This window comes from Celeribacter arenosi (assembly GCF_039539485.1).
Taxonomy (GTDB): domain Bacteria; phylum Pseudomonadota; class Alphaproteobacteria; order Rhodobacterales; family Rhodobacteraceae; genus Celeribacter; species Celeribacter arenosi.
On the sequence record NZ_BAABDF010000007.1, the window covers coordinates 1,200,608 to 1,225,997 of the forward strand.

A 25,390-nucleotide genomic window follows, 5' to 3' on the forward strand; every position below is an offset into this window, starting at 1 on the left:
CTGCCGAAAAAGGCCCCGAGGGGCCGAAAACATCCGAGGAGAGCCCACATGGCAATCACTGCTGCTCAGGTCAAAGAACTGCGCGAATCCACCGGCGCAGGCATGATGGACGCGAAAAAAGCGCTGGTCGAAACCGATGGGGACATGGAAGCCGCTGTCGATTGGCTGCGCACCAAAGGTCTCGCGAAAGCTGCCAAAAAATCCGGTCGTACCGCGGCTGAAGGTCTCGTTGCTGTCGCTGTTGATGGCGGAAAAGGTGTCGCTGTTGAAGTGAACTCCGAAACCGACTTCGTTGCGAAAAACGCCGAATTCCAGAAAATGGTGAACGACATCGCAAACGTCGCTCTGACCGTTTCCGACGTTGAAGCACTCAAAGACGCCGACGTGAACGGCACCAAAGTGACCGATCTCATCACCTCCAAGATCGCCACAATCGGTGAAAACCTGGGCCTTCGCCGTATGGCGAGCATCGAAGCTGAAACCGTTGTGACCTACGTGCACAACGCAGCAGCCGATGGTCTTGGCAAAATTGGCGTTCTCGTTGGTCTCACAGGCGACAACGAAGCTTTCGGCAAGCAGGTTGCGATGCACATCGCGGCTGCAAACCCGCAGGGCCTCGGCGAAGCGGATCTCGATCCGGCTGTTGTCGAAAAAGAGCGTCAGATCCAGATGGATATCGCACGCGAATCCGGCAAGCCCGAGAACATCATCGAGAACATGATCAAAGGCCGTATGGCAAAATTCATCGCCGAGAGCACACTCCTCGGTCAGGCTTTTGTCATCAACCCCGATCTGACCGTTGAAAAAGCGGCGGCAGAAGCCGGCGTAGAAATCACCGGTTTCGTTCGTCTCGAAGTTGGCGAAGGCATCGAAAAAGCCTCCGAAGATTTCGCAGCTGAAGTTGCAAAAGCTGTTCGCGGCTAATCGTCTGAAATCAGACAGATAACTTGGAAAAGGCCGGCATATCGCCGGCCTTTTTCGCGTTCAGACCCCAACGTTGTGCAGGGTAGGGTGGCACAAATCAAAATCGGCGTGACTCCACATGGAAATCACGCCGACACCGAACAGCCAAGAACCGGGATGAGGGCGGCGTCCGGGAAGATTCACTCGTTACACCCACTCATAAAACCAGAGCACCTGAACCAGATTCGGTGCGCATCGGGACAGATTCACGGGGCAAAACTGCACCCAATGTATCGATCCTACGTCCCCGAAATGAACTTCACCCAAGGGACAGCTACATACTCATGTAATTGAACTAGAAACGAAAGTATGTGTTTCCATACCCGTAGCGGTTTGGGCGAAATTTCGTGAGCTATTTTGTGAATAGTTGTGAATTCGGCCAGAAAACCGGATCAAATCACGTAGATTTGGGTGTGAAACGACGCTTTGAGGACGGCTTGGGCAGTTGTATCGACGCCCAGTGCATCCCGCGCCAGTCGAAGATGCTTTTCAACAGTCGCGCGATTGAGGCCCATAATCATCGCGGTATCCAAGACCGTCTTGCCATCGCCAATCCATTCGAGAACTTCACGCTGGCGCGGCGTCAATAGCTTCATCGGCAAGGGTAGGGAGACGATTTTGAGATGCGCAATTTCGCAGATCATCGCGATAAATCGGCCCGATTCCTTCCAGATTCGATCCGCCTGGCTTTGCGTGCCCACGAAAGGCTCCATCGACAGGCCAATTGCGGCTTTCGAGCGACGCTGTCCTTGGTGAAATCCGATGGTATATCCCGCGACAACACCGTGCGTGCGATTGTATTCGATGGTCTCTTTTTCAGCTTCCGAGAAACATTCGGAGTTCTTGGAGATCCATGACCAAGGAATGGTCCCGACATTTTCGAGCGCCCAGTTCACAATGGGACCATTGCGATAGCGACCTTCGTCGAAATATCCCGTCATGTAGTCTTTGCTGAAATTGGTCAGGAGGAAGTGGTCTTTGTCGTCGCCAAATCCATAGTCGGTGTGGAAATGCGTAAACCCGTAGAGAGCATGATAAAATCCAAAACCCGTCACAGTCTCCAAAAGGAGATTCCAGACTTCCTCGACCTGCGTTGAAGCGAGGAGTCGTTCGACGATATTGATGACCTCATCCTGGTGCATACTTTGGTTTAGTCACAAAGACATTCGTCTGGCAAGAGACCTCTCGTTACACGTGCATCGTCCATTGCGCGTGGAGAGACGAAGCAGCCACAGCGCAACATGAGGATGCTTCCACAAGTCTATGATTTTAGACGCATTGAACTGCGTGTGACTGCGCAACTGCACAAACAACCTGCGGATGCCTAAATTGGCTACATTTACATAATACTGATTATAGGACTAAAGGCACGCGTGTCCGCATTTATACATTTGTGTCCTCAATTAACGTGCCCTGTTAACCCAGAGCGTACCCAGCCCCACGAACTGTCCGAACCGGATCATCCCCACCGTGTTGACACAGCGCTTTACGCAAGCGCCCGATGTGAACATCCACCGTCCTCGTATCGACGTAAATGTCACGACCCCAAACCCGATCGAGAAGCTGTTCACGCGACCAAACTCGACCCGGCTTTTCCATGAACGTCGACAGAAGACGGAATTCGGTCGGTCCGAGTTTAAGAGCGTTCTCGCCACGCGTGACGCGATGGGTTTCTGCATCCAGCCGGATATCGCTGTACTCAAGAACCTGCCCCGCAGCCGCAGGACGCACGCGCCGTAGCTGAGTGCGCACGCGCGCCATCAGTTCGATCACAGAATACGGTTTGACGACGTAATCATCGGCACCGGTTTCCAAGCCGCGCACTCGATCGACTTCCTCGGAACGCGCCGACAACATGATGATCGGGATATCGCGTGTTTCGGGACGCATTTTCAAACGCCGGCAGATTTCTATGCCCGACACACCCGGCAACATCCAATCGAGCACGATGATGTCGGGGTTTTCCTCGCTCACATACAACAGCGCGTCATCGCCATTCTCGGCCTTGGAAACCGCAAACCCTTCGGCCTCCAGGTTATAGGCAAGCACTTCGCGCTGTGCAGGCTCGTCTTCGACGACGAGGACACGTGGCTGTTCAAGTCCCATTTTCAGTCCCAGGTTTCCACGGTTTGGCCAGACGTCAGATCACCTTTGGGGCGATTTTCGTCCGGTAGTTTGCCTGTCACCAGATAGACCACCTGCTCTGCCACAGAGGTGACGTGATCGCCCATCCGTTCAATGTTTTTCGCGATGAAATGCAGGTGCATACAGGGCGTGATATTGCGCGGATCTTCCATCATGTAGGTCAGGAATTCGCGGAACAACGTGTTGTACATCTGATCAACATCGAGATCGCGGTGACGCACGGTGTTCGCCAGATCCGCATCGCGCTGGATATAGGCGTCGAGCGCCTGTTTGAGCATCTCCTCAACCTCCCGGGCCATACGGCGCAGAGACGTCCCCGACCCTTCAATCGGTGTCAGTTCCGAGAGAACCGAGGTCCGTTTGGCGAGGTTCTTGGCATAGTCGCCGCAACGTTCAAGGTTGGTCGAAATCCGCATAACGGAAAGCACGGTGCGCAGGTCGGATGCAATCGGCTGACGCATTGCGATGACACGTGCACAATCCTCATTGATTTGCTCGTCCAGCGCGTCAATCTGCGCATCCCTGCGACGAACCTCTTCGGCAAGCTCGAGATCGCGCGTTTCCAGCGCCGTCGCCGCGTCTGTGATGGCTGCCTCCACGAGGCCGCCCATTTTCATAATCAGTGCCTGCACGCCTTCGAGGTCGCGATCGAAAGCTGACGCAATATGTTTGTCATTCGCCATGGTTTTGTCCCCTGCCCTTAGCCGATACGGCCGGTAATGTAGGATTCAGTACGGCTGTCCTGCGGGTTTGTGAAAATCTGACCCGTATCGCCGTATTCAACGAGATTGCCGAGGTGGAAAAACGCGGTCTTCTGGCTGACGCGCGCTGCCTGCTGCATGGAGTGTGTCACGATGACCACCGAATAGTTTTCACGCAATTCGTCGATCAGCTCCTCGACCTGCGCGGTCGCAATCGGGTCCAGCGCCGAACAGGGTTCGTCCATCAACAGAACCTCAGGTTCCGTCGCAATGGCGCGCGCGATGCACAGACGCTGCTGCTGACCACCGGAAAGCCCCGTGCCGGGTGAATGTAGGCGGTCTTTGACCTCATCCCAAATAGCACCCCGCCGCAGAGATTTTTCCACGATATCATCGAGATCGGCCTTGGACCGGGCCAGCCCGTGAATGCGGGGGCCATAGGCAATATTGTCGTAGATCGACTTGGGGAACGGATTGGGTTTTTGGAACACCATCCCGACCTTGGCCCGCAGCTGAACGGGGTCTACTTTCGGGTGATAGATGTCTTCGTTATCGAGCAATATCTCCCCCTCGACGCGACAGATGTCGATCGTGTCGTTCATACGGTTCAGACACCGCAGGAAAGTAGATTTGCCGCAACCGGACGGTCCGATAAAGGCCGTGACCGTCTTGTCCTTGATTTCCACATCCACGTCTTTGATAGCGTGGTTGTCACCGTAAAAGACTTGCACGTTCTTGGCGGAGATCTTTGTTTCATTCATATCGACGTCTCTCTTCGCAATTCGCATATCGTTCATGGTGAGCCTCGTTACCATCTGCGCTCGAAGCGGCGGCGCAATATGACGGCGATGATGTTCATCGTCATCAGGAAAACCAACAGGATGATGATCCCACCCCAGGCGCGTTCATAGTAGGCTGGATCGGCGCGTTTTGCCCACTCGTAGATCTGCGCAGGCATCGCAGAGTTCGGGTCCAAGAACCCCGATGCCACCCCGTCGGGCATGTTGGACGCAACGTATCCGACCATCCCGATCAACAGAAGTGGTGCCGTTTCACCCAAGGCCTGCGCCAGACCAATGATTGTTCCGGTCAGAATGCCGGGCATGGCAAGCGGCAGCACGTGGTGGAACACCGCCTGCATTTTCGACGCCCCTACCCCCAGCGCCGCGTCGCGGATCGACGGCGGAACCGCTTTCAGGGAGGCACGCGTTGAAATGATGATCGTAGGAAGCGTCATCAACGTCAGGACAAGCCCCCCCACGAGTGGCGCCGACTGTGGAAGGTGCGCGAACTGGATGAAAACAGCCAGGCCCAGGATCCCGAATACGATCGACGGCACTGCGGCGAGGTTTGAAATATTGACCTCGATTAGATCGGTTAGCCGGTTCTGGGAGGCAAACTCTTCGAGATAGATCGATGCAGCCACGCCAATCGGCAGGGACAGCGCCAACACAACCAGCATCATAAAGAAGGACCCCATCATCGCCACACCGATCCCGGCCTGTTCGGGGCGGCTTTCGGAAGCATCGGCGCCGATGATAAAGTCGATATTGAACGACGTGTCCATGAGCCCTGCCGCGACCATTTGATCGGCCAGATCGAGGTGCTCTGCATCCAGGTTCTTATCTCGCGCGAGGGCCTCGCGCGTCACACGCCCTTTGAAGTAGCCATCCACACGCGACGACGCGAGAAGGCGGAACTCAACCGTTTTGCCAACCAAAGCAGGATCCGCGAGAACAGTATCGCGCACTTGGGCGGCAACCGAAGCTGACAGGATGTCGCCAACATCCGTCGCCTTGGCGAAGGGAATTTCGATGCCGTTGTCTTCAAGAGCCGCCACCAGAGAATTCGTCACCAAGGGTTTGTAGCCGAAGGTCGTCACCTTCTTCATGACGTCGATATCGCGTGTGCCTGATTTATCCAGTTTGGCCTCAACGAGTTCGACGGGAATAGTGACGAATGTCTGTTTGAACGCCGGCAACCCGTTGCCGATGATCGCGTAGAGAAGCGCCACGAGGAACAGCAATCCTGCCCCGATGGCGGCGATGCCAAAGGCTTTGAAACGCGCCTCTGATGCGTTGCGCCGTTTGGTGCGCGCGTCTTCTACATAGAGCGAAGTCGTTTGGCGCGGCTGGGGTGTTTGTGCGTTTGCGTCAGACATCAGTCATACTGCTCCCGATACTTGCGCACGATGTAGAGCGCGAAAATGTTGAGGCCGAGGGTGATGACAAAGAGCGTCATCCCGAGGGCAAATGCGACGAGCGCTTCGGGCGATGCGAAATCGGCATCACCTGTCAACTGGGACACGATTTTGGCCGTCACCGTCGTCATAGCGTCGAATGGATTGAGCGACAGTCGCGCGGCGGCCCCTGCCCCGAGAACGACGATCATGGTCTCCCCGATGGCACGCGACGCGGCCAAAAGAATTGCACCTACGATACCGGGCAAAGCGGCGGGCAGAACGACCTGTTTGATGGTTTCGGATTTGGTTGCCCCGAGGCCGAGAGACCCGTCCCGCATGGTTTGCGGCACCGCATTAATGATGTCGTCTGACAGAGATGAAACGAAGGGGATCAACATGATACCCATGACCAGACCCGCGGTCATGACCGCTGTGCCACCCTGCATCCAGCCCAGACCACCGTCATTTCCAAAGACGCTCATCAACATGGGCCCCACGGTGAGCAGCGCAAAAAGCCCGTAGACGATCGTTGGAATCCCGGCGAGCACCTCAAGGAGCGGTTTGGCAATCGCGCGCACTTTCGGGCCGGCATATTCCGACAGATAAATTGCTGCGAAGAGACCGATTGGAACGGCCACAGCCAGCGCGATCAGCGAGATGTAAAACGTGCCCCAGAACAGCGGAACAATCCCGAGCTTTGAGCCGCCGCCAAAGGATGGCTGCCACGTCGTGCCAAAGAAAAATTCTGTCCAAGGGTAGACCTTGAAGAACTCGATGGTGTTAAAAATCAGGGAAAATACGATGCCCAACGTTGTCAGAACCGCCAATGACGCGGCCCCGAGAAGCAAGGAAAGAATAACCGTTTCAACACGGTTGCGGGCACGCAAATTGCGGTTGGTGCGCTTGAGCGCAAGAACACAACCCACGAGAGCAACCCCGAGCACCCCGAGCGTCATCAACCAATTGCCGGTCTTGGACAAACCACGATATTTTTGCGCGGCTTGCAGAACATAGCTCTCGACATCGGATCCGAGCGCAACGCCCACTTCGCCCAGAATAGAACGCACATTGTCCGTCTCGGCGCTGAGGTTGACGGCGCCCTCTTTGGACAGCGCACCGGTGTCCACCGCGAGATCAAGCCCTTGTGCAACGCGGCGCACATCGGACATGACCAGATTGAGCGATCCTGCATCATCATAGGCGGTTTGCGGAATGACCGAAGAGACCTGCGCCTGAATGACCATCGGCTGGACAATGAGCCACCCCATCAAAAGCAGGAAACCGGGAATGAGCGTCGCAAACAGGACGTTGGAGCCATAGTAGCTCGGCAAGGAGTGCAATTGACGCACATCGCCCCCTGCGTCGTTCATGGCACGCATGCGGCCCAGAACAAATCCCGCAACCGCGAGCGCAACCACCAGTACAAAGAGCCAAAAAGCGGACAAGGCGCGCCTCCCAATTGCGAATTCACGGGGGTCTATCCTATTGCGATGGGTCTGGCACCCCCTGCCCGTGACCCTTTGCATGGTGACGGCACACCGTTGGGTGTGCCGTCAGATTTTCCAGAAAACCGTTTGGCTTACTGCATCGTTGCTTCGTCAGCGACCATGGCTTGTGTCGTGGCAAGCTCGGGATCGGCAACGAGGCCGTATTGGGCAAGCGGGCCGTCACCACCAGCCATATCGTCAGACACGAAGAACTCAGCGAATTCTTTGAGACCCGGGATCACGCCGATGTGGGCCGCTTTCACGTAGAAGTACAGAGGACGCGAAACCGGATACTCGCCAGTTGCGATGGTTTCAGTCGATGGCGTCACGCCGGACATTGTCGCGACCTGAAGCTTGTCTGTGTTGTTCTCGTAGAATGCGAGGCCAAACACACCGATGCCGTTCGTGTTGGATTCGATACGTGCAAGCGTCTCGGTGTAGTCGCCGTCGATGTCGACAGAAAGACCATCGGCGCGCACCGCCATACAGGCCGCTTCTGCTTCGTCTTCGTCGCCGAGGATCGCCACCATCTGCTCAAAGGCACCGGATGCTTCACAGCCTGCCAAAAGCACTTTTTCTTCGAACACTTCACGGGTGCCGTGCTTGGTACCCGGGATAAAGGCCATGATTTCCTGATCCGGGAAAGCGGCATTCACGGTCGACCAGTTTACGTTCTGGTTGGGGACCATTTTGCCATCTTCGGGGATTTCTGCGGCCAGTGCGAGGAACCAGTCCTGTGGTGTGAACTCGAACGAGTTGCCGTTGAAGTCGGATGCGAACACGATTCCGTCGTAGCCGATGCGGACTTCGATGATGTCGCTCACGCCAGCTTCGCCACATGCAGCAACTTCAGAGTCCTTGATTTTGCGCGATGCGTTTGCAACGTCGATGGTGTTTTCGCCAACACCTTCGCAGAAACGTTTGAGGCCAGCGGAGGAGCCACCGGATTCAACGACGGGTGTCGGGAAATCGAAATTTTCACCGAAGGCTTCAGCCACGATAGAGGCGTAAGGAAGAACTGTAGAGGAACCGGCAACCTGAACCTGATCACGCGCGGCGGCGGCGGTTGTGCTAACTGCAGCGATCGCAAGCGCGGAGACGGAAAGTTTCACAAAGGACATCATATGCTCCTGATTTGATGTATTCCGGAGGCCAGCATGCCCCCTCGGTGGGCGGTGTAGGAGTAGCACGCAATGCTTTTGTGTATTTTTTGTAACAGTTTTATGACGCGGGCCAAATCTAACTTAACGTCAACTTAATTCTGCCTCAAAATCCCCGCGCCAGACCACCCCGACCCGTTATTCATAGGGTAGAATGACCGAGAAAAGGCTGCCTTGTCCGGGGTAGCTTTCAACGCGCAATCGCCCGCGATGTCGGTTGAGAATGTGCTTCACAATCGCCAGCCCGAGACCCGTTCCCCCCATTTCACGCGAGCGGTGCGAATCCACGCGGTAGAAACGCTCTGTCAGACGCGGAATATGTTGATGCGGGATGCCATCCCCCTGATCGGAGACATCAACACGGATCGCCGGCCCCCTCATCGTCGGCTCTACGGTGTGGGAGGTGATGCAGATACGCACTTCCTTACCCGCCCCGCCGTATTTGATGGCATTCTCCACTAGGTTCGTAAAAACCTGCGTAATCTGGTCGCGATCGCCGGGAACCGTATCGGCATTTTCACCGCCCTCGAGAATGATTTTCACGTCACGGATTTCCGCCAGTGACTGCAAGGACGAGGCTACAGTGCGCACAACAGCCGGAATGTCGACACGGTCGGTCGGGCGCACACGCCGCTCGGATTCCACGCGCGACAGGGACAAAAGATCCCCGACAATCCGGTTCATCCGCTTTGCTTCCCGCTCCATAATGGACAGAAATCGCTTTCGTGCGGCGGTGTCGTCGGCGGCAGGCCCCATGAGGGTCTCGATGAACCCCAAAACAGCCGTTAGTGGCGTGCGTAGCTCATGACTAACGTTGGCCACAAAATCGCGGCGCATCTGTCCGGCTTCCAGAACCTGTGTCCTGTCTTCAAAAATGACTGTCACAAACGAAAATCCGTCCACGACAACGGGGCGCACACGGACCTCATATGACAGATCACGCGCGCTTTGGGACACGCGGTAGGTCGTATCCGCAGGCTCGCCCAACCGCAGAACGTTTTCGATTGCGTCCAAAAGCATCGGCTGGCGCAGCGCGGTTATGTAATGGCGCCCGAGCATTGTGTCGGAAAACATCTGAGTCGCCAGCGTGTTACACGCCAGAACGCGCTCGTCCTGTCCGATCGCAATGATGGGCAAAGGCATCGCCTGCACCATCGCCGCAACGAGGTCCGGCGCAGTGACTTTTTCGCTCGGGGAATTCATGTTGGTTCTAAAATCCTGCATGAGACAGCGTTATCAGGGCATCTTGTAACGACTACATGACGCGCGATGGCGCCAATAGATGCATTTCTCCCACACCAATTCATGAAACAAAAGTTTCGCATTCCGCTAAAATGCAACCTGAAATAGAAAAAGGTCTTGCAGGAACCAACCTTTAGACGTTTGCTAGATACTACGTCGCACCCCAATTCGGAGAAATTGCGTCAATGGGAAGACCACTTGATATTTTGCTTGCCGATAGCGCCGTTCGGCGCGGCGATGCTCAGGACGGTAGCACCGGGTTGATCATTGTTGTCGGTGACGCCGCACATCTGTCGGTGTTAAAGCAACATTTTCCAGAGCAGACGAGTGTATTCTTTGCAGAGTTTTCCGACCTGTCACGCGAGATTCTGCGCGCGATTTCACCCGAAGTCGTTGTCGGCCCCCTGTTTTGCGACGGGTTTGACTGCTTCGATCTCGCGCGGCTTTTGACGGAAAGCGAATTTAGTGGCGCATTTCGTGTGTTTGGCGAATGCCTGCCCCGCCCGCAAATTGTCTCCCGCGAAATCAAACAAAGTTTCCCGAGCCTCGATGCAGCGGTTGTGTCCTACGACCCACCGTCCTGCGAACCCACGGAGCCGCAGGTCCTTCACTGATCTGTAATGTCACTAGATCGGTTGTAACCCATCGCGAAACCGCCGCGCGTTTTCCTGATAGTGGCGCGCGGAGGCCTTGAGGCCCGCAATCTGTTGTTCAGTGAGCATGCGGACCGGTTTTCCCGGAGCGCCCATCACGAGGCTACCGTCGGGGATGACCTTGCCTTCCGTGATCAACGCCCCTGCCCCGATCAGACAGTTCGATCCGATTACGGCACCATTCAACACCGTGGCGCCCATACCGATGAGGCTGTTTTCCCCGATGCTACAGCCGTGCAGCATCGCCTTATGCCCCACAGTGCATCCCTGACCAATCGTTAGCGGGTAACCCATGTCGGTGTGCAACACGCAGTTTTCCTGAATGTTTGTCCCGTCACCGACGACAATCGCCTCGTTATCCCCACGCAACGTCGCGCCGAACCAGATCGACGTTCCCGCGCCCAAGATGACTTTGCCAATCACATTGGCATCCGGTGCCACCCAATAATCCCCGTTTTCAGGCAGCACAGGTGCGTGATCCTCAAGCGTGTAGAGAGTCATGACTGTTCCTCATCATTGAATTCGGCCTGAAGCCCACGCACAAAATCCGTCAGGCCGGGCTGTTGCTTCAGGCGCAGTCTTTCGGCCGATACGATGGTCTTGAGCCGCTCGAAACTTGTGTCGAGATCGTCATTGACGAGCACATAGTCGTAGCCATCCCAATGGCTAATCTCATCCCAGCTCTTCTTCATCCGGCCTGCAATGATCTCGTCACTGTCTTGACCACGGCTAATAAGACGGCGGCGCAGTTCGGCAATGGAGGGTGGCAGCACGAAAATCGACAGAACGTGGTCCTGCAAAGAGGAGTTCGCGATTTGCTGGGCACCTTGCCAGTCAACGTCGAACAACACATCCCGGCCCTCTTCGATCGCATCGCGCACCGGACCCGAGGGAGACCCATAGTAGTTCCCGAACACCAGCGCGTGCTCGAGCATCTCACCCGCGCTCACCATTCCCTTAAATCCGGCCTCATCGGTGAAATGATAGTGGACACCATCTTCTTCCCCTGCCCTCGGGGCACGCGTCGTGGCGGAAACTGAGAAGGAGAGCGATTCATCCCATTCCATCAGTCGCCGCGCGAGTGTGGTTTTACCAGCACCCGAAGGCGAAGAGAGAATGATGAGAAGGCCACGGCGGTCTGCGGACATGGTTGGCTCCATATTGGCGGGCGCATGCGCCCTGTCGGATCGTTTCCTTCGTATAGAACCCTGTGGACATCAATGGAACCGCCATTGGGTTTGGCCCCACGGTATGCCTATTCGCCGCGAAACCGCCCCGATGTTCCTGCTATGCTCCTTCTACTCACAAAGATTCACGCGCCACGCCACGTGCGGAGGACTTTTGTCGGCCTCATTTGCCTGCCTCAATTGCATGGTGAATTGACGTGAATTTTGTCGAGAATGTGGCCAACCCGATGGCGGACCCTCTGATTCCACCACAACTAAAAGCGGTTTGAGTCGCTTTTAATACCCCATAAGATGAGTGCCCCCGACCGGCTAACGCCGCTCGAATAGAGTGTGGTCGCTCCCGACCAATCTGCCCTCTGAGTGGTTTTATTAAAGGATTTTAGCACCTTAAAGGGCACCCAGAAATGCGGGCATCACAGCATCGAAGGTCAAACCCAAGCCTGAGACCTGCGCGCGTTAACCATCTGTTAGGAAATCTTACAAATTTGGGCGAACTCGTGGCATATTGGTGCCTGTCGACGTTGGGGGCAACGGGACGACAAATGCCAACGGCAAATTCGTGCCAATTCGGCATGCGGATATCGAGAGTGCGCGACTTTACCGCCACCTCGTGGTAAAGAAGTGCAAGGACAGAGGTTCAGGCCATGAAGATTGAATATATGAGCGGATCCAACGTCGTATCCCTCCTGCCCCGTAAACAAGACATGCTGTTTCCTGCACTTAAAACTGTGGAAGCCTATTGGGACGGTCTGCGCAATGGCCGCGTCGTTCCCGCACGTGCCGATATCGACCCGCGCGGCATGCAAAACGCGCTGGAATATGCATTCATTCTGGAACGTATCGCACCGGGCGTGGCGCGTTTTCGTCTGTCGGGCATGCATTTGACGGATCTGATGGGCATGGAAGTCCGCGGAATGCCCCTAACGGCGATGTTTGTCCCCGAGGCCCGCGCAGAAGTTGGCGCGGCGCTGGAGGCGGTCTTTGACACGCCTCAGGTCACTACAATCAACATTCGTGCCGAACGTGGAATTGGCCGCGGCGCGATGGACGGTCAGCTTTTGCTCTGCCCGTTGAAATCCGATCTCGGCGACGTGAACCGTGTCCTTGGCTGCCTGCAGACCAAAGGCGGAATTGGCCGCCAACCACGCCGGTTTGATGTAGTAGATTGTACTGTGCGCAACCTTCTTCTGGACCCGAGCGAAGATACAAAACCCGCCCGTCCCGATCCGGTGGCCGCAGGGTTTGCAGAATCCCACAAAGCCTTTTCGCCGAAATCGACAGGCCACATCGTGCGTCCGGATCGCCCTGTGAGCAAACCAGTGCTCCGGTTGATTTCCGACAACGACGATTGATCACCAGCGCCTGCGAACACGGCGACAGCGTGCGACAAAAAAGGCCGGACAACACGTCCGGCCCTTTTCAATTCTCGTAAGAGGTCTTAGGCGCTCGCCGCCATCGCCCCGCCTTCGCGGGTTTTCTGCAGCTCTTCCGCCACGAGGAATGCCAATTCCAACGATTGGCTGGCGTTAAGGCGGGGGTCACAGGCCGTGTGATAGCGATCGGACAGATCCTCGTCCGACAGCGCATGAAGACCACCGGTGCATTCGGTCACGTCTTTGCCGGTCATTTCGAAATGCACGCCACCCGGGATTGTGCCTTCGGCACGGTGAATGGCGAAAAAGTCCTGAACTTCCGACAAGATCGAGTCAAAGGGACGGGTTTTATAGCCGGTCGACGATTTGATAACGTTGCCATGCATCGGGTCGCAGGACCAAACGACGTTTGCTCCTTCGCTGCGCACAGTTTCAATCAAACGTGGCAGGTGATCACCAACTTTACCCGCACCGAAACGCGCGATGAGCGTCAGACGCCCCGCTTCGTTTTGGGGGTTCAGCTTTGCCATAAGAACTTTGAGGTCCTCTGCCGTCGTAGTCGGGCCGCATTTCAAACCAATCGGGTTTGCGACACCACGACAGTATTCGACATGGGCACCGTCAGGCTGACGGGTCCGGTCGCCGATCCAGATCATGTGACCAGAGCCCGCAATTGTTGCACCCGAGGTGCTATCGACCCGTGTCAGCGCCTCTTCATATTCGAGGAGCAGCGCCTCATGAGAGGTGTAGAAATCAACTGTGGCCAGATCGGAATTGCTTGCCGCGGTCATGCCTGCCGCCGACATAAAGTCGAGCGTATCCTGAATACGGTTGGCCATATCGCGGTATTTTTCCGCCTCATCCGCCTCGGTGAACCCCAATGTCCAAGCGTGAACCCGGTGAACATCGGCAAAGCCGCCTTTGGAAAAGGCGCGCAGCAGGTTCAGGGACGCCGCCGCTTGGGTATAGGCCTGCAGCATCCGGTTCGGATCGGGAATCCGAGCTTCCGGCGTGAATTCAAATCCGTTGATGATATCACCACGGTAGGACGGAAGCTCCACGCCACCCACAACTTCAGAGGGAGCAGAACGCGGTTTGGCGAATTGACCGGCCATGCGACCAACCTTGATCACGGGAACCTTGGCACCGAACGTCAACACCATCGCCATCTGCAACATGACCTTGAACGTGTCACGGATGGTGTCAGCCCCAAACTCGGAAAAACTCTCGGCGCAATCGCCGCCCTGCAACAGGAAGGCTTCGCCGCGGGACGCTTTGGCCAGCTGCGACTTCAACGTGCGGACTTCACCGGCAAAAACCAGCGGCGGATATTTTGCAAGCTGCGTCTCGGCGGCATTCAGAGCCACCTCGTCCGTATAATCGGGCATTTGCACCCGTGGCTTGTTGCGCCAGCTTGATTTTACCCACTCCGTCATGATCTCTCTCCGGTCCTGATACATGCCACCCCGCAGGCGGGGTTAATTGGCGGGTTATAGGCGGCAGAGGACATATAGAAAACCCAAAACTTATCACCTGCGCTTTGGAAATGGGCCAACTCTGGCGCCATTTTGACCCGTATATAAGGCATCGCGCCGACATCGCGCAGACAAAGGTGCGCCCGGACATGCAATTGACCGGCCGCGAATCCGCAAACCCCGGGTCGGATACACAGGGCATTTGCCCCGGCTCTCGCGCGCGCGAGTTCAACCATTTGCCACAACCAACGCGCATACCAGACCGCCTGCCCTAAGGTCACATGCCGTTTTTTTAACGTTTCGGGCGTTCTGGGAGAACTTTCTCCCGATGGCCTCTCTTTTCAATCCGAAAACGCGCGTCTAGGCTGCGCGCCAGGATACGATCCAAACAGGGAGTTAAAAATAATGAAAAAGCTGCTTCTGGCTACCACGGCTGCGACACTCGTCTCCGGCGCTGCCATTGCTGAAGAAATCAAGATCGGCGTCATGCTGGGCTTTACCGGCCCTGCCGAATCTCTCGCACCCGACATGTTCGCTGGTGCCAAAACCGCACTCATGGAAGCGTCCGCATCCGGCCTTTTCCTTGATGGCACCACAATCGACGTCATCCAGGGCGACAGTACCTGCATCGACGCCGCTGTCTCCACAGCTGTGGCCGAACGCTTTATTACCGCTGATGGCGTTTCCGGCATCATCGGTGCGCTTTGTTCCGGCGCCACGATTGCGGCACTCCAAAACGTTGCTGTGCCAAACGGCATGGTCATGATTTCCCCGTCGGCAACTTCGCCAGCCCTCACCACCATCGAAGACAACGGCCTGTTCTTCCGCGCATCCCCATCTGACGCGCGTCAAGGTCAGGTGATGTCGGAATCGCTGCTCGAAAAAGGCATCAAATCCGTTGCCGTGACCTACACCAACAACGACTACGGCAAAGGTCTGGCTGATGCGTTCCAAGGCTCCTTCGAGGCCATGGGCGGTGAAGTGACGATCAACATCGCGCACGAAGACGGCAAGGCCGACTACTCTTCGGAAGTTGGATCCCTCGCATCCGCTGGCGGTGACGTCCTCGTGGTTGTCGGCTACCTCGACCAAGGCGGCCCGGGTATCATTCGCGCAGCTCTCGACACCGGCGCATTCGATAAATTCCACCTCCCGGACGCGATGATCGGTCAAACGATCGAAGACCGTTTTGGTGCGGAAATCGAAGGTTCCACCGGTCAGGTTCCCGGTTCCGACAGCGAAGGTGGCGAAATGCTCGTCGCAATCGGTGAAGCCAATGGCTACAACGGCACCGCACCCTACGCACCTGAATCCTATGACGCAGGCGCATTGATGGTTCTCGCCATGCAGGCCGCAGGTTCCACCGATCCGCAGGTCTACAAAGACTTCGTCTACTCGGTCGCAAACGCCCCTGGCGAGCTGATCATGCCCGGTGAAATCGGCAAAGCTCTGGAAATTCTCGCAGCCGGCGGTGACGTCGACTACGTCGGTGGTTCGGCAGTCGAGTTGATCGAGCCCGGTGAAGCCGCTGGTTCCTACCGTGAAATCGTTGTCAAAGACGGCAAGATCACCACGGTTGGCTACCGCTAAGCTTTAAACACATTGTAACCGGCGCGGCATTCGTCGCGCCGGTCTGCATTTTCAACGACAAAAAATGGCCGCCCCCTAAGTTTGGGTACGTGGCGGGACAAAAAGGGGTGAAGCTATGATCGAAGTGCGTGATTTGCACATGCATTTCGGCGGTTTCCGCGCGGTGGACGGGGCAAGCCTGACCATCGAAAAGGGATCGATCACAGGGTTGATCGGACCGAACGGGGCGGGAAAAACGTCGCTTTTCAACTGTATCGCAGGGGTTCTTACCCCAACCAGCGGACAGGTTATGTTCGACGGCACGGACATCACCGGCCTTAAACCACATGAACTGTTTCATATGGGTCTATTGCGCACCTTCCAGATTGCGCATGAGTTTTCCACCATGACCGTTCGCGAAAACCTGATGATGGTCCCCTCGGACCAATCCGGTGAGACGCTTTGGAACGCATGGTTCGGGCGCAAACAGATTGCCCTCGAAGAACGCGCTTTGGCGAAGAAAGCCGACGAAGTTCTTGAATTCCTTACGATTACACATATCGCCGACGAGAAAGCCGGCAATATTTCGGGCGGTCAAAAGAAGCTGCTCGAACTTGGCCGTACCATGATGGTCGACGCGAAAATGGTCTTCCTCGACGAGGTCGGCGCAGGTGTGAACCGCACCCTGCTCTACACCATTGGCGATGCGATCAAACGCCTGAACGAAGAGCGCGGGTACACCTTCTGCATGATCGAACACGACATGGATTTCATCAAACAGCTCTGCGATCCGGTGATTGTCATGGCAGAGGGCAAAGTCCTCGCCGAAGGCGGTGCCAGCGAAATCATGAAGAACGAACAGGTGATCGAGGCCTATTTGGGCACCGGTTTGAAAAACAAACCCAAAAAGGAGACCGCGCAATGAGTTTCCTTTCAGCCACCCATATGACCGGCGGCTACGGTGGGGCGGATATTCTGCACGACTGTTCGATCACGGTGGAACGCGGCGAGATTGCCGTGATCGTCGGCCCGAACGGTGCTGGCAAATCCACCGCGATGAAGGCGGTATTCGGCATGTTGAACCTGCGCAAAGGGACCGTGACGATTGATGGCGACGACATCACCGCACTGTCGCCTCAGGAACGTGTCCACAAAGGCATGGGCTTTGTCCCGCAGACCCACAACATTTTCCCGACCATGTCCGTCGAAGAGAATTTGGAAATGGGCGCGTTTACCCGCACCGATGCGGAAATCGCCGAGACCATGGAACAGGTCTACGAGTTGTTTCCGGCCGTGCGCGAGAAACGTCACCAGAACGCGGGCGAACTATCTGGCGGACAACGTCAACAGGTCGCAGTTGGACGTGCGCTGATGACGCGACCGAAACTCCTGATGCTCGACGAGCCTACAGCAGGCGTTTCTCCCATCGTGATGGGCGAGTTATTCGACCGCATCATCGAGGTTGCCAGATCCGGCATCTCGATCCTGATGGTTGAACAGAACGCGCGCCAAGCTCTTGAAATCGCGGACAAAGGCTATGTCCTCGTGCAAGGACGCAACGCCTATACGGATACCGGACAGGCGCTTTTGGACGATCCGGACGTGCGCCGCACGTTCTTGGGGGGCTGAGGTATGGCGACATATAAAACGACCATGTCGGCCCTTGCCCTAGTCTGCGCAGCGTTCCCCGCGAGTGCCGCGGATGAGGTCCAGAGCCTGCAACAACTGTCGTGCACATTCACGACCGAATGCATCGACACCGAGGCCTGCGAGGCCACCGATTATGCAATGTCGGTTGACTACCGAGCGACCCCTGAAGCGGCTGAGATGGACCCATTCACGGTCTTCGTCAGTGACTTGTCCGGCGACTTCAAAGCCGCGCCCATCACCGATGGCACTCCCGGCGCCCCGCTGACCGGTTTCGTTGCGTTCAACGGGGACGCAACTCAGCGTCTGATGACAATAGCCGACGGACGCGCACGCTATTCGATCCACATGCGTCAGGAAGATATGGCGCTCTACTACGAAGGTTCCTGTGAGGTGACAGAACAATGACGGACCTCCTCAACGCCTTTGTGGCGTTTTCAAACTACGTTCTGGTGCCCGCGACCGCCTATGGCGCGCAGCTGGCACTTGGCGCGCTCGGCGTGACATTGATTTACGGCATCCTGCGGTTCTCGAATTTTGCGCATGGGGAAACCATGGCCTTCGGCGCGATGGTATCGGTGCTTCTAACGGGGCTGTTTCAATCGGCGGGGCTGTCTCTCGGCCCCCTGCCAACCGCCCTGCTCGCGCTTCCCTTCGCAATTCTCGCGACAGCCGCCCTCGTGCTGGCCACGGACAGGGTCGTCTATAAATTCTACCGCCGCGTGAAAGCCGCGCCGGTTATGTTGGTGATTGTGTCGATGGGCGTCATGTTCATCCTGAACGGCCTCACACGCATGTTCGTGGGCACCGATGACCGCCAGTTTGCGGATGGCGAACGCTTTCTCTTCACCGCGCCCGAGTTCAAGGCTTGGTCCGGCCTGAGTGAAGGCCTCGCCATCCGTACCACGCAGGCCCTCACCGTGATCACCGCTGTCATCGTGGTCGCCATCCTGTTCTGGTTCCTGAACCGGACACGGACGGGCAAAAGCATGCGCGCCTATTCGGACAACGAAGATCTCGCCCTGCTCTCGGGCATCAACCCTGAGCGGGTCGTGATGGTCACATGGCTGATCGTGGCCGCGCTCGCCGCCGTGGCGGGAACGCTCTATGGCCTCGACAAAAAGTTCCAGCCCATCGTCTACGTCCACCTTCTCCTCCCGATCTTCGCCTCCGCAATTGTCGGTGGATTGGGCAGCCCGATCGGCGCGATTGCGGGTGGTTTTGTTGTGGCTTTTTCCGAGGTCACACTCACCTACGCGTTCAAGAAAGTGGTGGGCTACATCGGTCCCGAAGGGTGGAGCCCGGATGGTCTGGTCCAGCTGCTGTCGACGGATTACAAATTCGCCGTTTCCTTCGCCATTCTCATTATCGTGTTGCTGTTTAAGCCCACGGGTCTCTTCAAGGGGAAATCGGTATGACGGGTCGTACACCTCTCTATTTCGCTCTGATGGCGCTGCTGATTATCGGCGTCGGCCTGATCCAGTCATGGAACACAGCCCTGTTCATTCTTAACTTCGGATTGATTTCCGCCATCATGGCACTCGGCGTGAACCTCCAGTGGGGCTATGCGGGTCTGTTCAACGTCGGGGTCATGGGCTTTGTCGCCCTCGGCGGCCTTGCCGTGGTTCTCACATCCGTCTCCCCTGTCGGCCCCGCATGGGAAGCCGGCGGCATGAAGGTCCTGTTTGCTTTGGCCATCGGCGTCTTTGCGATTGCCGCTGCCGTCGTCGCCTATCCGCGCCTGCCAAAGGGACGCCTGCGTGGCCTAATCGTGGCGGCGTGGATCGTCGCGGGGTTCTTCCTCTTCCGCTGGCTTTTCGATGATGCCGTTGAAGCGATCGAGGCGATTGACCCATCCGTTACCGGCTATCTTGGCGGTGCAGGTTTGCCCGTGCTGCTGTCCTGGCCAGTCGGCGCGTTGTTTGCGGCAGGTGCAGGCTGGATCATTGCGAAGACCGCTCTTGGTCTGCGCTCGGACTACCTCGCTATTGCGACGCTCGGAATTGCGGAAATCATTGTGGCGGCGCTGAAAAACGAAGGCTGGCTCACCCGTGGCGTGAAAAACGTCAACGGCCTGCCCCGCCCCGTGCCCTATGAAATCGACCTTCAGACCAATCCGGTTTTCCTGTCGTGGATGGAAAGCATTGGCGCCGATCCGGTCACTGCCTCCTCCGTTGTGGTCAAACTCCTCTATGCCGCGCTCTTTGGCGCCGTGATCATCATCCTCGTGACGCTGATGCAACTCGCGCTCAACAGCCCTTGGGGTCGCATGATGCGCGCCATCCGCGACAACGAAGTCTCCGCAGAGGCCATGGGCAAAGATGTCACCGGCCGCCATCTGCAAATCTTCGTCCTCGGGGCCGCCATCTGTGGCCTTGCAGGTGCGATGATGACCACGCTCGACGGTCAGCTGACCCCCGGCTCCTACCAACCGCTCCGCTTCACTTTCCTGATCTGGGTAATGGTGATCGTGGGCGGATCGGGCAACAACTGGGGCGCGGTTCTCGGTGGCATGTTGATCTGGTTTCTTTGGGTCGAAGTGGAACCAATCGGCGCATGGCTCATTGATGTAGTGACGATCGGTTTGGATGATGGTCACCCGATCAAGGAGGGCCTGCTCAGCAGGGTCGCCTATATGAGAAACCTGACCATGGGACTAATCTTGTTGTTGGTCCTGAGGTTCAGCCCGAGAGGGCTATTGCCGGAGAGGTAAATGCATGCGGATTTTGGCGGGGATATGCGCGGCGGGCAAGTCGTCTCGCATGGGGTTCGATAAACTATCCACCCCGCCAAACCTGCAAGCCCCCGAACCACTTCTCGCACGGACCTTGAGCGCCGTGCGGGGCATGGACACCCTTGTCGCGCTTCCCCCACTTGGCTCCCCCTATGAACCCGCTCGCCGCGAGGCGGTCGGCGAGGCTGCACAAATCGTGCACGTCGAGGGGACCGATTTTTCGGATACGCTCAAAGCCCTCGCACAGAGGGCGCACGGTTATAACGGGCTTTTGGTGATGCTGGCCGACATGCCCTTTGTCACCGCGGACCACGTGAGCCAGCTCGTTGATCTGTTCAAAACCTTCGATGGCCAATGGATCGTGCGGGCCACTTCCGAAGACCTCCAGGACGGTCACCCCGTTATTATCCCGGCCTCTATCCTGCCTGAGATTGCACAGATATCTGGCGATCACGGCGCGCGCGACGTGGTCTCACGTCAGGCAATCAAACGCCTTACGCTGCCATCCAATGCTGCGACGTGGGACGTTGACACACCGCAGGACTGGCACAGGCTCTAGTCACTGCACATCGTCGGATGTGACGTCAGGCACTTACGAGAATCTGGGTTTCGTGTTTCTTCAAAGACCGACGCGCTGCACCATAGCCTTTGAGACCCGATTGCGTTGCCAACTCGGGAAACAAACGGAACAATTCGTCGCGCGCATCATCCTGAAGCCCACCGATAGAATTTGCACCCGGCTGGAAGCTTTCCGACCATGATCCGTTCGACAGCACGATCTCATGATTATCGCACAGGAAATGGATGTATGAGGTCTCCAACGGTTTGACGCGCGAGATACCCGGCAGCCCGACGAGATGCTTCGCAGGGGTGATGACTTCGCTTTCGTCAAAAAACAGTGCCGCCCGTTCAGAGGTCAGAAGGATGCGATGCTGCGGGGACACCATCAGATCACGCTCCGGCAACCCGTCCCCGAGAGCCCCCTTCTCGATCAACACCGGCATCAGTGATTTTTGACGCTCTAGTTCGCGTGCCGACAGATTGCGACGCCCGACCCACTTAATCTCTTGCGCGCCGTTGTCCCGCGTGAAGACTTTGTCACCCACACGCAGCATCTCGACCGGCAATTCGCCTTTGGGGGTCGCAATAGCCGTGCCTGGCGTGAAACAAATGACCAGTTTTTCGATATCGTGGAAGTTGACGTTGACCTGTTCGCCAGACACCGCATGGGTCAGCGTCACCTGACCATTGAATCCGGCCTGACCATTGTTTTCAGGGTTCAAAACCTGATGGGTAACATCAAATCCGTTCTGGATCAGCCACCGTAAATCCAATTTATCATCGTCGACACCGCCGGAGCCGCCATCGACGGTGACGTTGTAGGACGTCGTCGCACCGAGCGTATTGATGATAAATGTGTCGGCATCATTTTCGCCGCGCAGATAATCATTTTCGCCGCCCCCGTAGATGATGTCGTTCCCATCACCGCCGTAGATATTGTCGTATCCGTCACCGGCTGTGATCGTGTCATTACCGGCGCCGCCGTAGACCGTGTCGTTGCCCGCTCCGGCGTCAATGATGTCGTTGCCGTTGTCACCGTAAATGGTGTCGGCGCCGTCACCGCCCGTTATCGTGTCGTCGCCTTCGCCACCGTAAAGAGTGTCGTTGCCACCATCGCCATTGATCACATCACTGCCACCATCACCGTAGAGGACATCGTTTCCATCGCCCCCGGAGATGGTGTCATTGCCTTCGCCACCATTGATGGTGTCGGTATCGGCACCGCCATCGATAAAGTCGTTTCCGCCATCGCCATAGATGGTGTCTACCCCGTCACCACCGTAGATCGCATCATCGTCTTCGCCGCCGTAAATGACGTCGTTTCCCGACTCACCATAGATGTCGTCCGCGCCATCGTCGCCGTACAGCCTGTCGTTCCCGGAGCCGCCATAGATCTTGTCGTTACCGCTTCCGCCGTGAATGGTGTCATCGCCACCATGCCCGTCGAGCGTGTCGTTGCCGCCATTTCCGTAGATCGTGTCTGCGGATTGGGTACCGTTAATTGTGTTGTCGGAACTATCGCCGTTGAACGTAGCCATACTCGAACCCGTCTAAAAAAATGCGCCCTGACAAAGGCGGTTACTCACAATCTTACAACGACCGAGCCCCCCGCCCGGTCACACCGCTTTGGTCCATTTGATTTATACGTTGTCGCCCAAGCGTCCAAGTCACATTTGTGCCACGTTTTGCAGGCGTCTCAGGACGGGATTCGGCAATTGTGGCAAAATCTGGACAATCCCGATCCGCGAACAGTTTTTTGTTTCCATGTCAGGAACAGTTTGAGATCGCTGGAGGAATTGATCTGCGATGTAGACAAAATCCCCGCGTTTACCCTGGGCACAAATTGTGACGAAAAAAAGTGCCCGCTGCCCCGGAGAGATGGCAGGCGTTTCCTGAATATCCACAATGTCTGGATGGAGAGGCGAATTGACCCAACGTCATGCGACGATTGAGAGAATCATCGGATTTGCCTGACAATCACCGCGCATTCTGCGCGTTTTGTGCAGATGAGATTAGGTGGTACCCGTGGCCGGACTCGAACCGGCAAGCCTGTTACAGCGGGGGATTTTGAATCCCCTGTGTCTACCAATTCCACCACACGGGCTAAGGTTGCGGCGGTTTAGCCGCTCGCGCAGGCGGCGTAAAGTGGGATTATCATTTCACCTGATTTATCGTCACAATTTACGCCAGTTGATCCATCGCCCTGCCCCGACGCGATCCAAATTCGATGGTCCGGAATACCCTTTACAGAGCGTTGGCAGAGAAGGTGTCACAGGCGCGGATATCACCGCTTTCATACCCTGTTGCGAACCACGTCTGGCGCTGCTGCGACGTCCCGTGGGTAAAGGTATGGGGCTGCGGGACCCGACCGGCATTGCTTTGCAGCGTATCATCCCCGATCTGGCGCGCGGCATTCATCGCCTCGGCGATATCACCTTGCTCCAAGGCGCCAAACCGGTCACCGACATGGCGTGCCCAAATGCCTGAGTAGCAATCTGCCTGAAGCTCGATGCGCACGGAAATTGCATTCGACTGCGCCTCGCTGGTTTGCGCCCGTATCTGGTTTGCCTGACCTAGGATACCCAACTCGTTCTGCACGTGATGCGCGATCTCATGGGCAACCACATAGGCCGCCGCGAAATCGCCGCCCGCGCCCAGTTTGCGCTGCATGGTCACAAAGAAATCCGTATCGAGGTAGGCCTTTTGATCGCCCGGGCAGTAAAACGGTCCGGTGGCACCGGATGCACCGCCACAGGGACTCTGTGTGACGCCTTTGAACAGAACCAGCGTCGCTGGATCGTAGGGCTGTCCTACCTGACGGGCAAAAATGTCGGTCCAGATTTCTTCGGTGTCAGCGAGCACCACGGAGACGAACTGCGCCCGCTCCTCGTCGGCCGCGGTGATCGTCGAAGACCCCCCTTGTTGAACGCCACCTGCCCCTTGCAGGAAGGGAGAGACATCCACACCCAAAAATAGCCCGATAACAACGACAGCGACCAAACCGAGCCCGCCGATTCCCCCCGCGCGCGCCCCGCCGGACATCCGTCTGCGGTCTTCAATGTTGCGCGAACCGCGCCGACCCTGCCACTTCATGCTTCGGCCTCCCAGGTAAAAAAATCGGCTTCACAATAGCGGCAACCGGTGCAAACCCAAGCGAAAAAGAGCGCCTATCGGCTTGACCCGCTTGCAGGCATTGGGGCCTATAGGGCCAACCAAAAGAAGGTCGGAACATGATCAGGCGACTCTACCAGTGGACAATGTCTTTGGCCGAACACCCGCGCGCCCTTTGGGCCCTCGCGTTTGTCGCCTTTATTGAAAGCTCGGTCTTTCCGATCCCGCCAGACATCCTGATGATCCCGCTGATCGTGGCGCGCCCGAAATCCGCTTTTCTCATTGCCTCCGTCGCGACGATCTCTTCTGTCCTCGGCGGATTTCTTGGATATTGGATCGGCTACGGCGCCTTTGAAACCATTGGCCGTCCGGTCCTCGAATTCTACGGCAAGGATGCATATTTCGACGAATTCGCGGTGAAATACAATGAATGGGGCGCATGGGCGGTCCTGATCGCGGGCGTGACGCCATTTCCCTACAAAGTCATCACCATACTCTCAGGTGCGACGTCGCTTTCCTTGCCGGTCTTTGCCGTGGCGTCCCTCGTGGCGCGCGCATTCCGTTTCTTTGTGGTCGCGGCGCTGCTTTGGAAATTTGGTGACCCGATCCGTGATTTCATCGAACGACGGCTCGGTCTCGTCTTTACCGCATTCATAATCCTTTTGGTGGGCGGCTTTGTGGCCGTGAAATACCTATGATCGATAAACTCTCGCGCCTGAACCTCGCCCTGCTGGCCACAAGTGGCTCCCTCGCTCTGCTGCTCGGCGCGTTCCTGTTCCAAGCGATCGGTTTCGCCCCCTGCGCAATGTGCCTGTGGCAAAGATGGCCCCATGCCGCCGCCATCTTGATCGGCGCCCTCTTCGTGATGTGGCGCAAACACTGGCTTTTGCCATTGGGCGCGATCGCAGCGGCAATCACATCCGGTCTCGGTCTCTACCACACGGGCGTGGAGCGCGATTGGTGGGAAGGCCCGACCTCATGTACCTCCTCGGGATCGAACCTAGGCAGTTTGGCAGGCGACGCGTTGTTGCCCTCTGCGGGTGCCGAAGCGATCGTCATGTGTGATGACGTCGTGTGGCAACTGTTTGGCCTGTCGATGGCGTCCTACAACTTCCTCTTTTCCGCGGGTTTTGCGGTCCTGTGGATCATGGCATGGCGCAAATCGGCCTGATCTGAAATCTTGGCCAAGTGACACCAACC

General features: G+C 56.8%; 25 protein-coding genes and 1 tRNA gene. 12 read left to right on the forward strand and 14 right to left on the reverse strand.

Features of this window, described 5'->3' with window-relative positions; genetic code table 11:
• Positions 1-48 precede the first annotated feature (48 nt).
• Positions 49-924 (forward strand): translation elongation factor Ts, encoded by an 876-nt coding sequence (gene tsf, locus ABD815_RS13500; protein ID WP_344847874.1) that lies wholly within the window; start codon positions 49-51, stop codon positions 922-924.
• A gap of 431 nt (positions 925-1,355) precedes the next feature.
• On the opposite strand, the gene ABD815_RS13505 is transcribed toward tsf, so the two are convergent.
• From ABD815_RS13505 to ABD815_RS13540, 8 genes are all read right to left on the reverse strand, one after another.
• The gene (locus ABD815_RS13505; protein WP_344847876.1) at positions 1,356-2,105 is read right to left on the reverse strand and encodes a LuxR family transcriptional regulator; all 750 of its coding nucleotides are present in this window, start codon (positions 2,103-2,105) and stop codon (positions 1,356-1,358) included.
• 274 nt (positions 2,106-2,379) lie between these two features.
• Complete coding sequence (gene phoB / locus ABD815_RS13510; protein ID WP_344847879.1) at positions 2,380-3,069, reverse strand: phosphate regulon transcriptional regulator PhoB; 690 nt, start codon at positions 3,067-3,069, stop codon at positions 2,380-2,382.
• A gap of 2 nt (positions 3,070-3,071) precedes the next feature.
• The gene (phoU, locus tag ABD815_RS13515; protein ID WP_344847882.1) at positions 3,072-3,791 is read right to left on the reverse strand and encodes a phosphate signaling complex protein PhoU; all 720 of its coding nucleotides are present in this window, start codon (positions 3,789-3,791) and stop codon (positions 3,072-3,074) included.
• A gap of 17 nt (positions 3,792-3,808) precedes the next feature.
• Positions 3,809-4,606, reverse strand: a complete 798-nt coding sequence (pstB, locus tag ABD815_RS13520; RefSeq protein WP_344847884.1) for a phosphate ABC transporter ATP-binding protein PstB — start codon at positions 4,604-4,606, stop codon at positions 3,809-3,811.
• Positions 4,607-4,617: 11 nt separating this feature from the next.
• Positions 4,618-5,970 (reverse strand): phosphate ABC transporter permease PstA, encoded by a 1,353-nt coding sequence (gene pstA / locus ABD815_RS13525; protein ID WP_344847887.1) that lies wholly within the window; start codon positions 5,968-5,970, stop codon positions 4,618-4,620.
• Positions 5,970-7,436 (reverse strand): phosphate ABC transporter permease subunit PstC, encoded by a 1,467-nt coding sequence (gene pstC, locus ABD815_RS13530; protein WP_344847890.1) that lies wholly within the window; start codon positions 7,434-7,436, stop codon positions 5,970-5,972. Before pstC ends, pstA begins: the two co-directional genes overlap by 1 nt.
• A 134-nt stretch (positions 7,437-7,570) precedes the next feature.
• Entirely contained in the window at positions 7,571-8,599 is a 1,029-nt protein-coding gene (locus tag ABD815_RS13535) for a substrate-binding domain-containing protein (protein WP_344847892.1), read from the reverse strand.
• 177 nt (positions 8,600-8,776) lie between these two features.
• Positions 8,777-9,841 carry an ATP-binding protein gene (locus ABD815_RS13540; protein WP_344847895.1) on the reverse strand — a complete coding sequence of 355 codons (1,065 nt, stop codon included), beginning with the start codon at positions 9,839-9,841 and terminating at the stop codon, positions 8,777-8,779.
• A 224-nt stretch (positions 9,842-10,065) separates the two neighbouring features.
• On the opposite strand from ABD815_RS13540, the gene ABD815_RS13545 reads away from it, so the two are divergent.
• Positions 10,066-10,494: a hypothetical protein gene (locus ABD815_RS13545; protein ID WP_344847897.1), complete on the forward strand. Its 429-nt coding sequence runs from the start codon at positions 10,066-10,068 to the stop codon at positions 10,492-10,494.
• Between the two features lie 12 nt (positions 10,495-10,506).
• Here the strand turns inward: ABD815_RS13545 and ABD815_RS13550 are convergent, their stop codons facing one another.
• Both ABD815_RS13550 and gmk read right to left on the reverse strand, forming a co-directional pair.
• Entirely contained in the window at positions 10,507-11,034 is a 528-nt protein-coding gene (locus ABD815_RS13550; RefSeq protein ID WP_344847899.1) for a gamma carbonic anhydrase family protein, read from the reverse strand.
• The gene (gmk, locus tag ABD815_RS13555) at positions 11,031-11,681 is read right to left on the reverse strand and encodes a guanylate kinase (RefSeq protein WP_344847901.1); all 651 of its coding nucleotides are present in this window, start codon (positions 11,679-11,681) and stop codon (positions 11,031-11,033) included. Before gmk ends, ABD815_RS13550 begins: the two co-directional genes overlap by 4 nt.
• Positions 11,682-12,364: 683 nt before the next feature.
• On the opposite strand from gmk, the gene ABD815_RS13560 reads away from it, so the two are divergent.
• Complete coding sequence (locus ABD815_RS13560) at positions 12,365-13,072, forward strand: PAS domain-containing protein (RefSeq protein ID WP_344847903.1); 708 nt, start codon at positions 12,365-12,367, stop codon at positions 13,070-13,072.
• An 86-nt stretch (positions 13,073-13,158) separates the two neighbouring features.
• Here the strand turns inward: ABD815_RS13560 and ABD815_RS13565 are convergent, their stop codons facing one another.
• Positions 13,159-14,529 carry a class II 3-deoxy-7-phosphoheptulonate synthase gene (locus tag ABD815_RS13565; RefSeq protein WP_344847905.1) on the reverse strand — a complete coding sequence of 457 codons (1,371 nt, stop codon included), beginning with the start codon at positions 14,527-14,529 and terminating at the stop codon, positions 13,159-13,161.
• Positions 14,530-14,973: 444 nt separating this feature from the next.
• On the opposite strand from ABD815_RS13565, the gene ABD815_RS13570 reads away from it, so the two are divergent.
• The 7 genes from ABD815_RS13570 to ABD815_RS13600 all read left to right on the forward strand — a co-directional run bounded on the left by ABD815_RS13570 (position 14,974) and on the right by ABD815_RS13600 (position 21,077).
• Positions 14,974-16,158, forward strand: coding sequence for an ABC transporter substrate-binding protein (locus tag ABD815_RS13570; protein WP_344847907.1), 1,185 nt, complete (start codon positions 14,974-14,976; stop codon positions 16,156-16,158).
• Positions 16,159-16,273: 115 nt separating this feature from the next.
• Positions 16,274-17,062 carry an ABC transporter ATP-binding protein gene (locus tag ABD815_RS13575; protein ID WP_344847908.1) on the forward strand — a complete coding sequence of 263 codons (789 nt, stop codon included), beginning with the start codon at positions 16,274-16,276 and terminating at the stop codon, positions 17,060-17,062.
• On the forward strand, positions 17,059-17,766 hold the full coding sequence (locus ABD815_RS13580) for an ABC transporter ATP-binding protein (RefSeq protein WP_344847910.1): 708 nt from the start codon (positions 17,059-17,061) through the stop codon (positions 17,764-17,766). The genes ABD815_RS13575 and ABD815_RS13580 overlap by 4 nt, the downstream gene beginning before the upstream one ends.
• 3 nt (positions 17,767-17,769) lie before the next feature.
• Positions 17,770-18,192: a hypothetical protein gene (locus tag ABD815_RS13585; RefSeq protein ID WP_344847911.1), complete on the forward strand. Its 423-nt coding sequence runs from the start codon at positions 17,770-17,772 to the stop codon at positions 18,190-18,192.
• Positions 18,189-19,202, forward strand: coding sequence for a branched-chain amino acid ABC transporter permease (locus tag ABD815_RS13590; RefSeq protein WP_344847912.1), 1,014 nt, complete (start codon positions 18,189-18,191; stop codon positions 19,200-19,202). The genes ABD815_RS13585 and ABD815_RS13590 overlap by 4 nt, the downstream gene beginning before the upstream one ends.
• Entirely contained in the window at positions 19,199-20,497 is a 1,299-nt protein-coding gene (locus ABD815_RS13595; RefSeq protein WP_344847913.1) for a branched-chain amino acid ABC transporter permease, read from the forward strand. The genes ABD815_RS13590 and ABD815_RS13595 overlap by 4 nt, the downstream gene beginning before the upstream one ends.
• Before the next feature lie 4 nt (positions 20,498-20,501).
• Positions 20,502-21,077 carry a nucleotidyltransferase family protein gene (locus ABD815_RS13600; protein WP_344847914.1) on the forward strand — a complete coding sequence of 192 codons (576 nt, stop codon included), beginning with the start codon at positions 20,502-20,504 and terminating at the stop codon, positions 21,075-21,077.
• A gap of 25 nt (positions 21,078-21,102) precedes the next feature.
• Here the strand turns inward: ABD815_RS13600 and ABD815_RS13605 are convergent, their stop codons facing one another.
• The 3 genes from ABD815_RS13605 to ypfJ form a co-directional block, all read right to left on the reverse strand.
• On the reverse strand, positions 21,103-22,617 hold the full coding sequence (locus tag ABD815_RS13605; RefSeq protein WP_344847915.1) for a Hint domain-containing protein: 1,515 nt from the start codon (positions 22,615-22,617) through the stop codon (positions 21,103-21,105).
• 479 nt (positions 22,618-23,096) lie between these two features.
• Positions 23,097-23,183: transfer RNA gene (locus ABD815_RS13610), tRNA-Leu, on the reverse strand.
• Between the two features lie 140 nt (positions 23,184-23,323).
• Positions 23,324-24,172: a KPN_02809 family neutral zinc metallopeptidase gene (gene ypfJ, locus ABD815_RS13615; protein WP_344847916.1), complete on the reverse strand. Its 849-nt coding sequence runs from the start codon at positions 24,170-24,172 to the stop codon at positions 23,324-23,326.
• 137 nt (positions 24,173-24,309) lie between these two features.
• Between ypfJ and ABD815_RS13620 the strand changes: the two genes are divergently transcribed.
• Both ABD815_RS13620 and ABD815_RS13625 read left to right on the forward strand, forming a co-directional pair.
• Positions 24,310-24,888, forward strand: a complete 579-nt coding sequence (locus ABD815_RS13620; protein ID WP_344847917.1) for a YqaA family protein — start codon at positions 24,310-24,312, stop codon at positions 24,886-24,888.
• On the forward strand, positions 24,885-25,361 hold the full coding sequence (locus ABD815_RS13625; protein WP_344847918.1) for a disulfide bond formation protein B: 477 nt from the start codon (positions 24,885-24,887) through the stop codon (positions 25,359-25,361). Before ABD815_RS13620 ends, ABD815_RS13625 begins: the two co-directional genes overlap by 4 nt.
• Positions 25,362-25,390 lie beyond the last annotated feature (29 nt).

Coding starts and splice junctions, on each gene's coding strand:
- tsf (WP_344847874.1), top strand. CDS start 49: ATGGCAATCACTGCTGCTCAGGTCAAAGAACTGCGCGAATCCACCGGC.
- ABD815_RS13505 (WP_344847876.1), bottom strand. CDS start 2,105: ATGCACCAGGATGAGGTCATCAATATCGTCGAACGACTCCTCGCTTCA.
- phoB (WP_344847879.1), bottom strand. CDS start 3,069: ATGGGACTTGAACAGCCACGTGTCCTCGTCGTCGAAGACGAGCCTGCA.
- phoU (WP_344847882.1), bottom strand. CDS start 3,791: ATGGCGAATGACAAACATATTGCGTCAGCTTTCGATCGCGACCTCGAA.
- pstB (WP_344847884.1), bottom strand. CDS start 4,606: ATGAACGATATGCGAATTGCGAAGAGAGACGTCGATATGAATGAAACA.
- pstA (WP_344847887.1), bottom strand. CDS start 5,970: ATGTCTGACGCAAACGCACAAACACCCCAGCCGCGCCAAACGACTTCG.
- ABD815_RS13535 (WP_344847892.1), bottom strand. CDS start 8,599: ATGTCCTTTGTGAAACTTTCCGTCTCCGCGCTTGCGATCGCTGCAGTT.
- ABD815_RS13540 (WP_344847895.1), bottom strand. CDS start 9,841: ATGAATTCCCCGAGCGAAAAAGTCACTGCGCCGGACCTCGTTGCGGCG.
- ABD815_RS13545 (WP_344847897.1), top strand. CDS start 10,066: ATGGGAAGACCACTTGATATTTTGCTTGCCGATAGCGCCGTTCGGCGC.
- ABD815_RS13550 (WP_344847899.1), bottom strand. CDS start 11,034: ATGACTCTCTACACGCTTGAGGATCACGCACCTGTGCTGCCTGAAAAC.
- gmk (WP_344847901.1), bottom strand. CDS start 11,681: ATGTCCGCAGACCGCCGTGGCCTTCTCATCATTCTCTCTTCGCCTTCG.
- ABD815_RS13560 (WP_344847903.1), top strand. CDS start 12,365: ATGAAGATTGAATATATGAGCGGATCCAACGTCGTATCCCTCCTGCCC.
- ABD815_RS13565 (WP_344847905.1), bottom strand. CDS start 14,529: ATGACGGAGTGGGTAAAATCAAGCTGGCGCAACAAGCCACGGGTGCAA.
- ABD815_RS13570 (WP_344847907.1), top strand. CDS start 14,974: ATGAAAAAGCTGCTTCTGGCTACCACGGCTGCGACACTCGTCTCCGGC.
- ABD815_RS13575 (WP_344847908.1), top strand. CDS start 16,274: ATGATCGAAGTGCGTGATTTGCACATGCATTTCGGCGGTTTCCGCGCG.
- ABD815_RS13580 (WP_344847910.1), top strand. CDS start 17,059: ATGAGTTTCCTTTCAGCCACCCATATGACCGGCGGCTACGGTGGGGCG.
- ABD815_RS13585 (WP_344847911.1), top strand. CDS start 17,770: ATGGCGACATATAAAACGACCATGTCGGCCCTTGCCCTAGTCTGCGCA.
- ABD815_RS13590 (WP_344847912.1), top strand. CDS start 18,189: ATGACGGACCTCCTCAACGCCTTTGTGGCGTTTTCAAACTACGTTCTG.
- ABD815_RS13595 (WP_344847913.1), top strand. CDS start 19,199: ATGACGGGTCGTACACCTCTCTATTTCGCTCTGATGGCGCTGCTGATT.
- ABD815_RS13600 (WP_344847914.1), top strand. CDS start 20,502: ATGCGGATTTTGGCGGGGATATGCGCGGCGGGCAAGTCGTCTCGCATG.
- ABD815_RS13605 (WP_344847915.1), bottom strand. CDS start 22,617: ATGGCTACGTTCAACGGCGATAGTTCCGACAACACAATTAACGGTACC.
- ypfJ (WP_344847916.1), bottom strand. CDS start 24,172: ATGAAGTGGCAGGGTCGGCGCGGTTCGCGCAACATTGAAGACCGCAGA.
- ABD815_RS13620 (WP_344847917.1), top strand. CDS start 24,310: ATGATCAGGCGACTCTACCAGTGGACAATGTCTTTGGCCGAACACCCG.
- ABD815_RS13625 (WP_344847918.1), top strand. CDS start 24,885: ATGATCGATAAACTCTCGCGCCTGAACCTCGCCCTGCTGGCCACAAGT.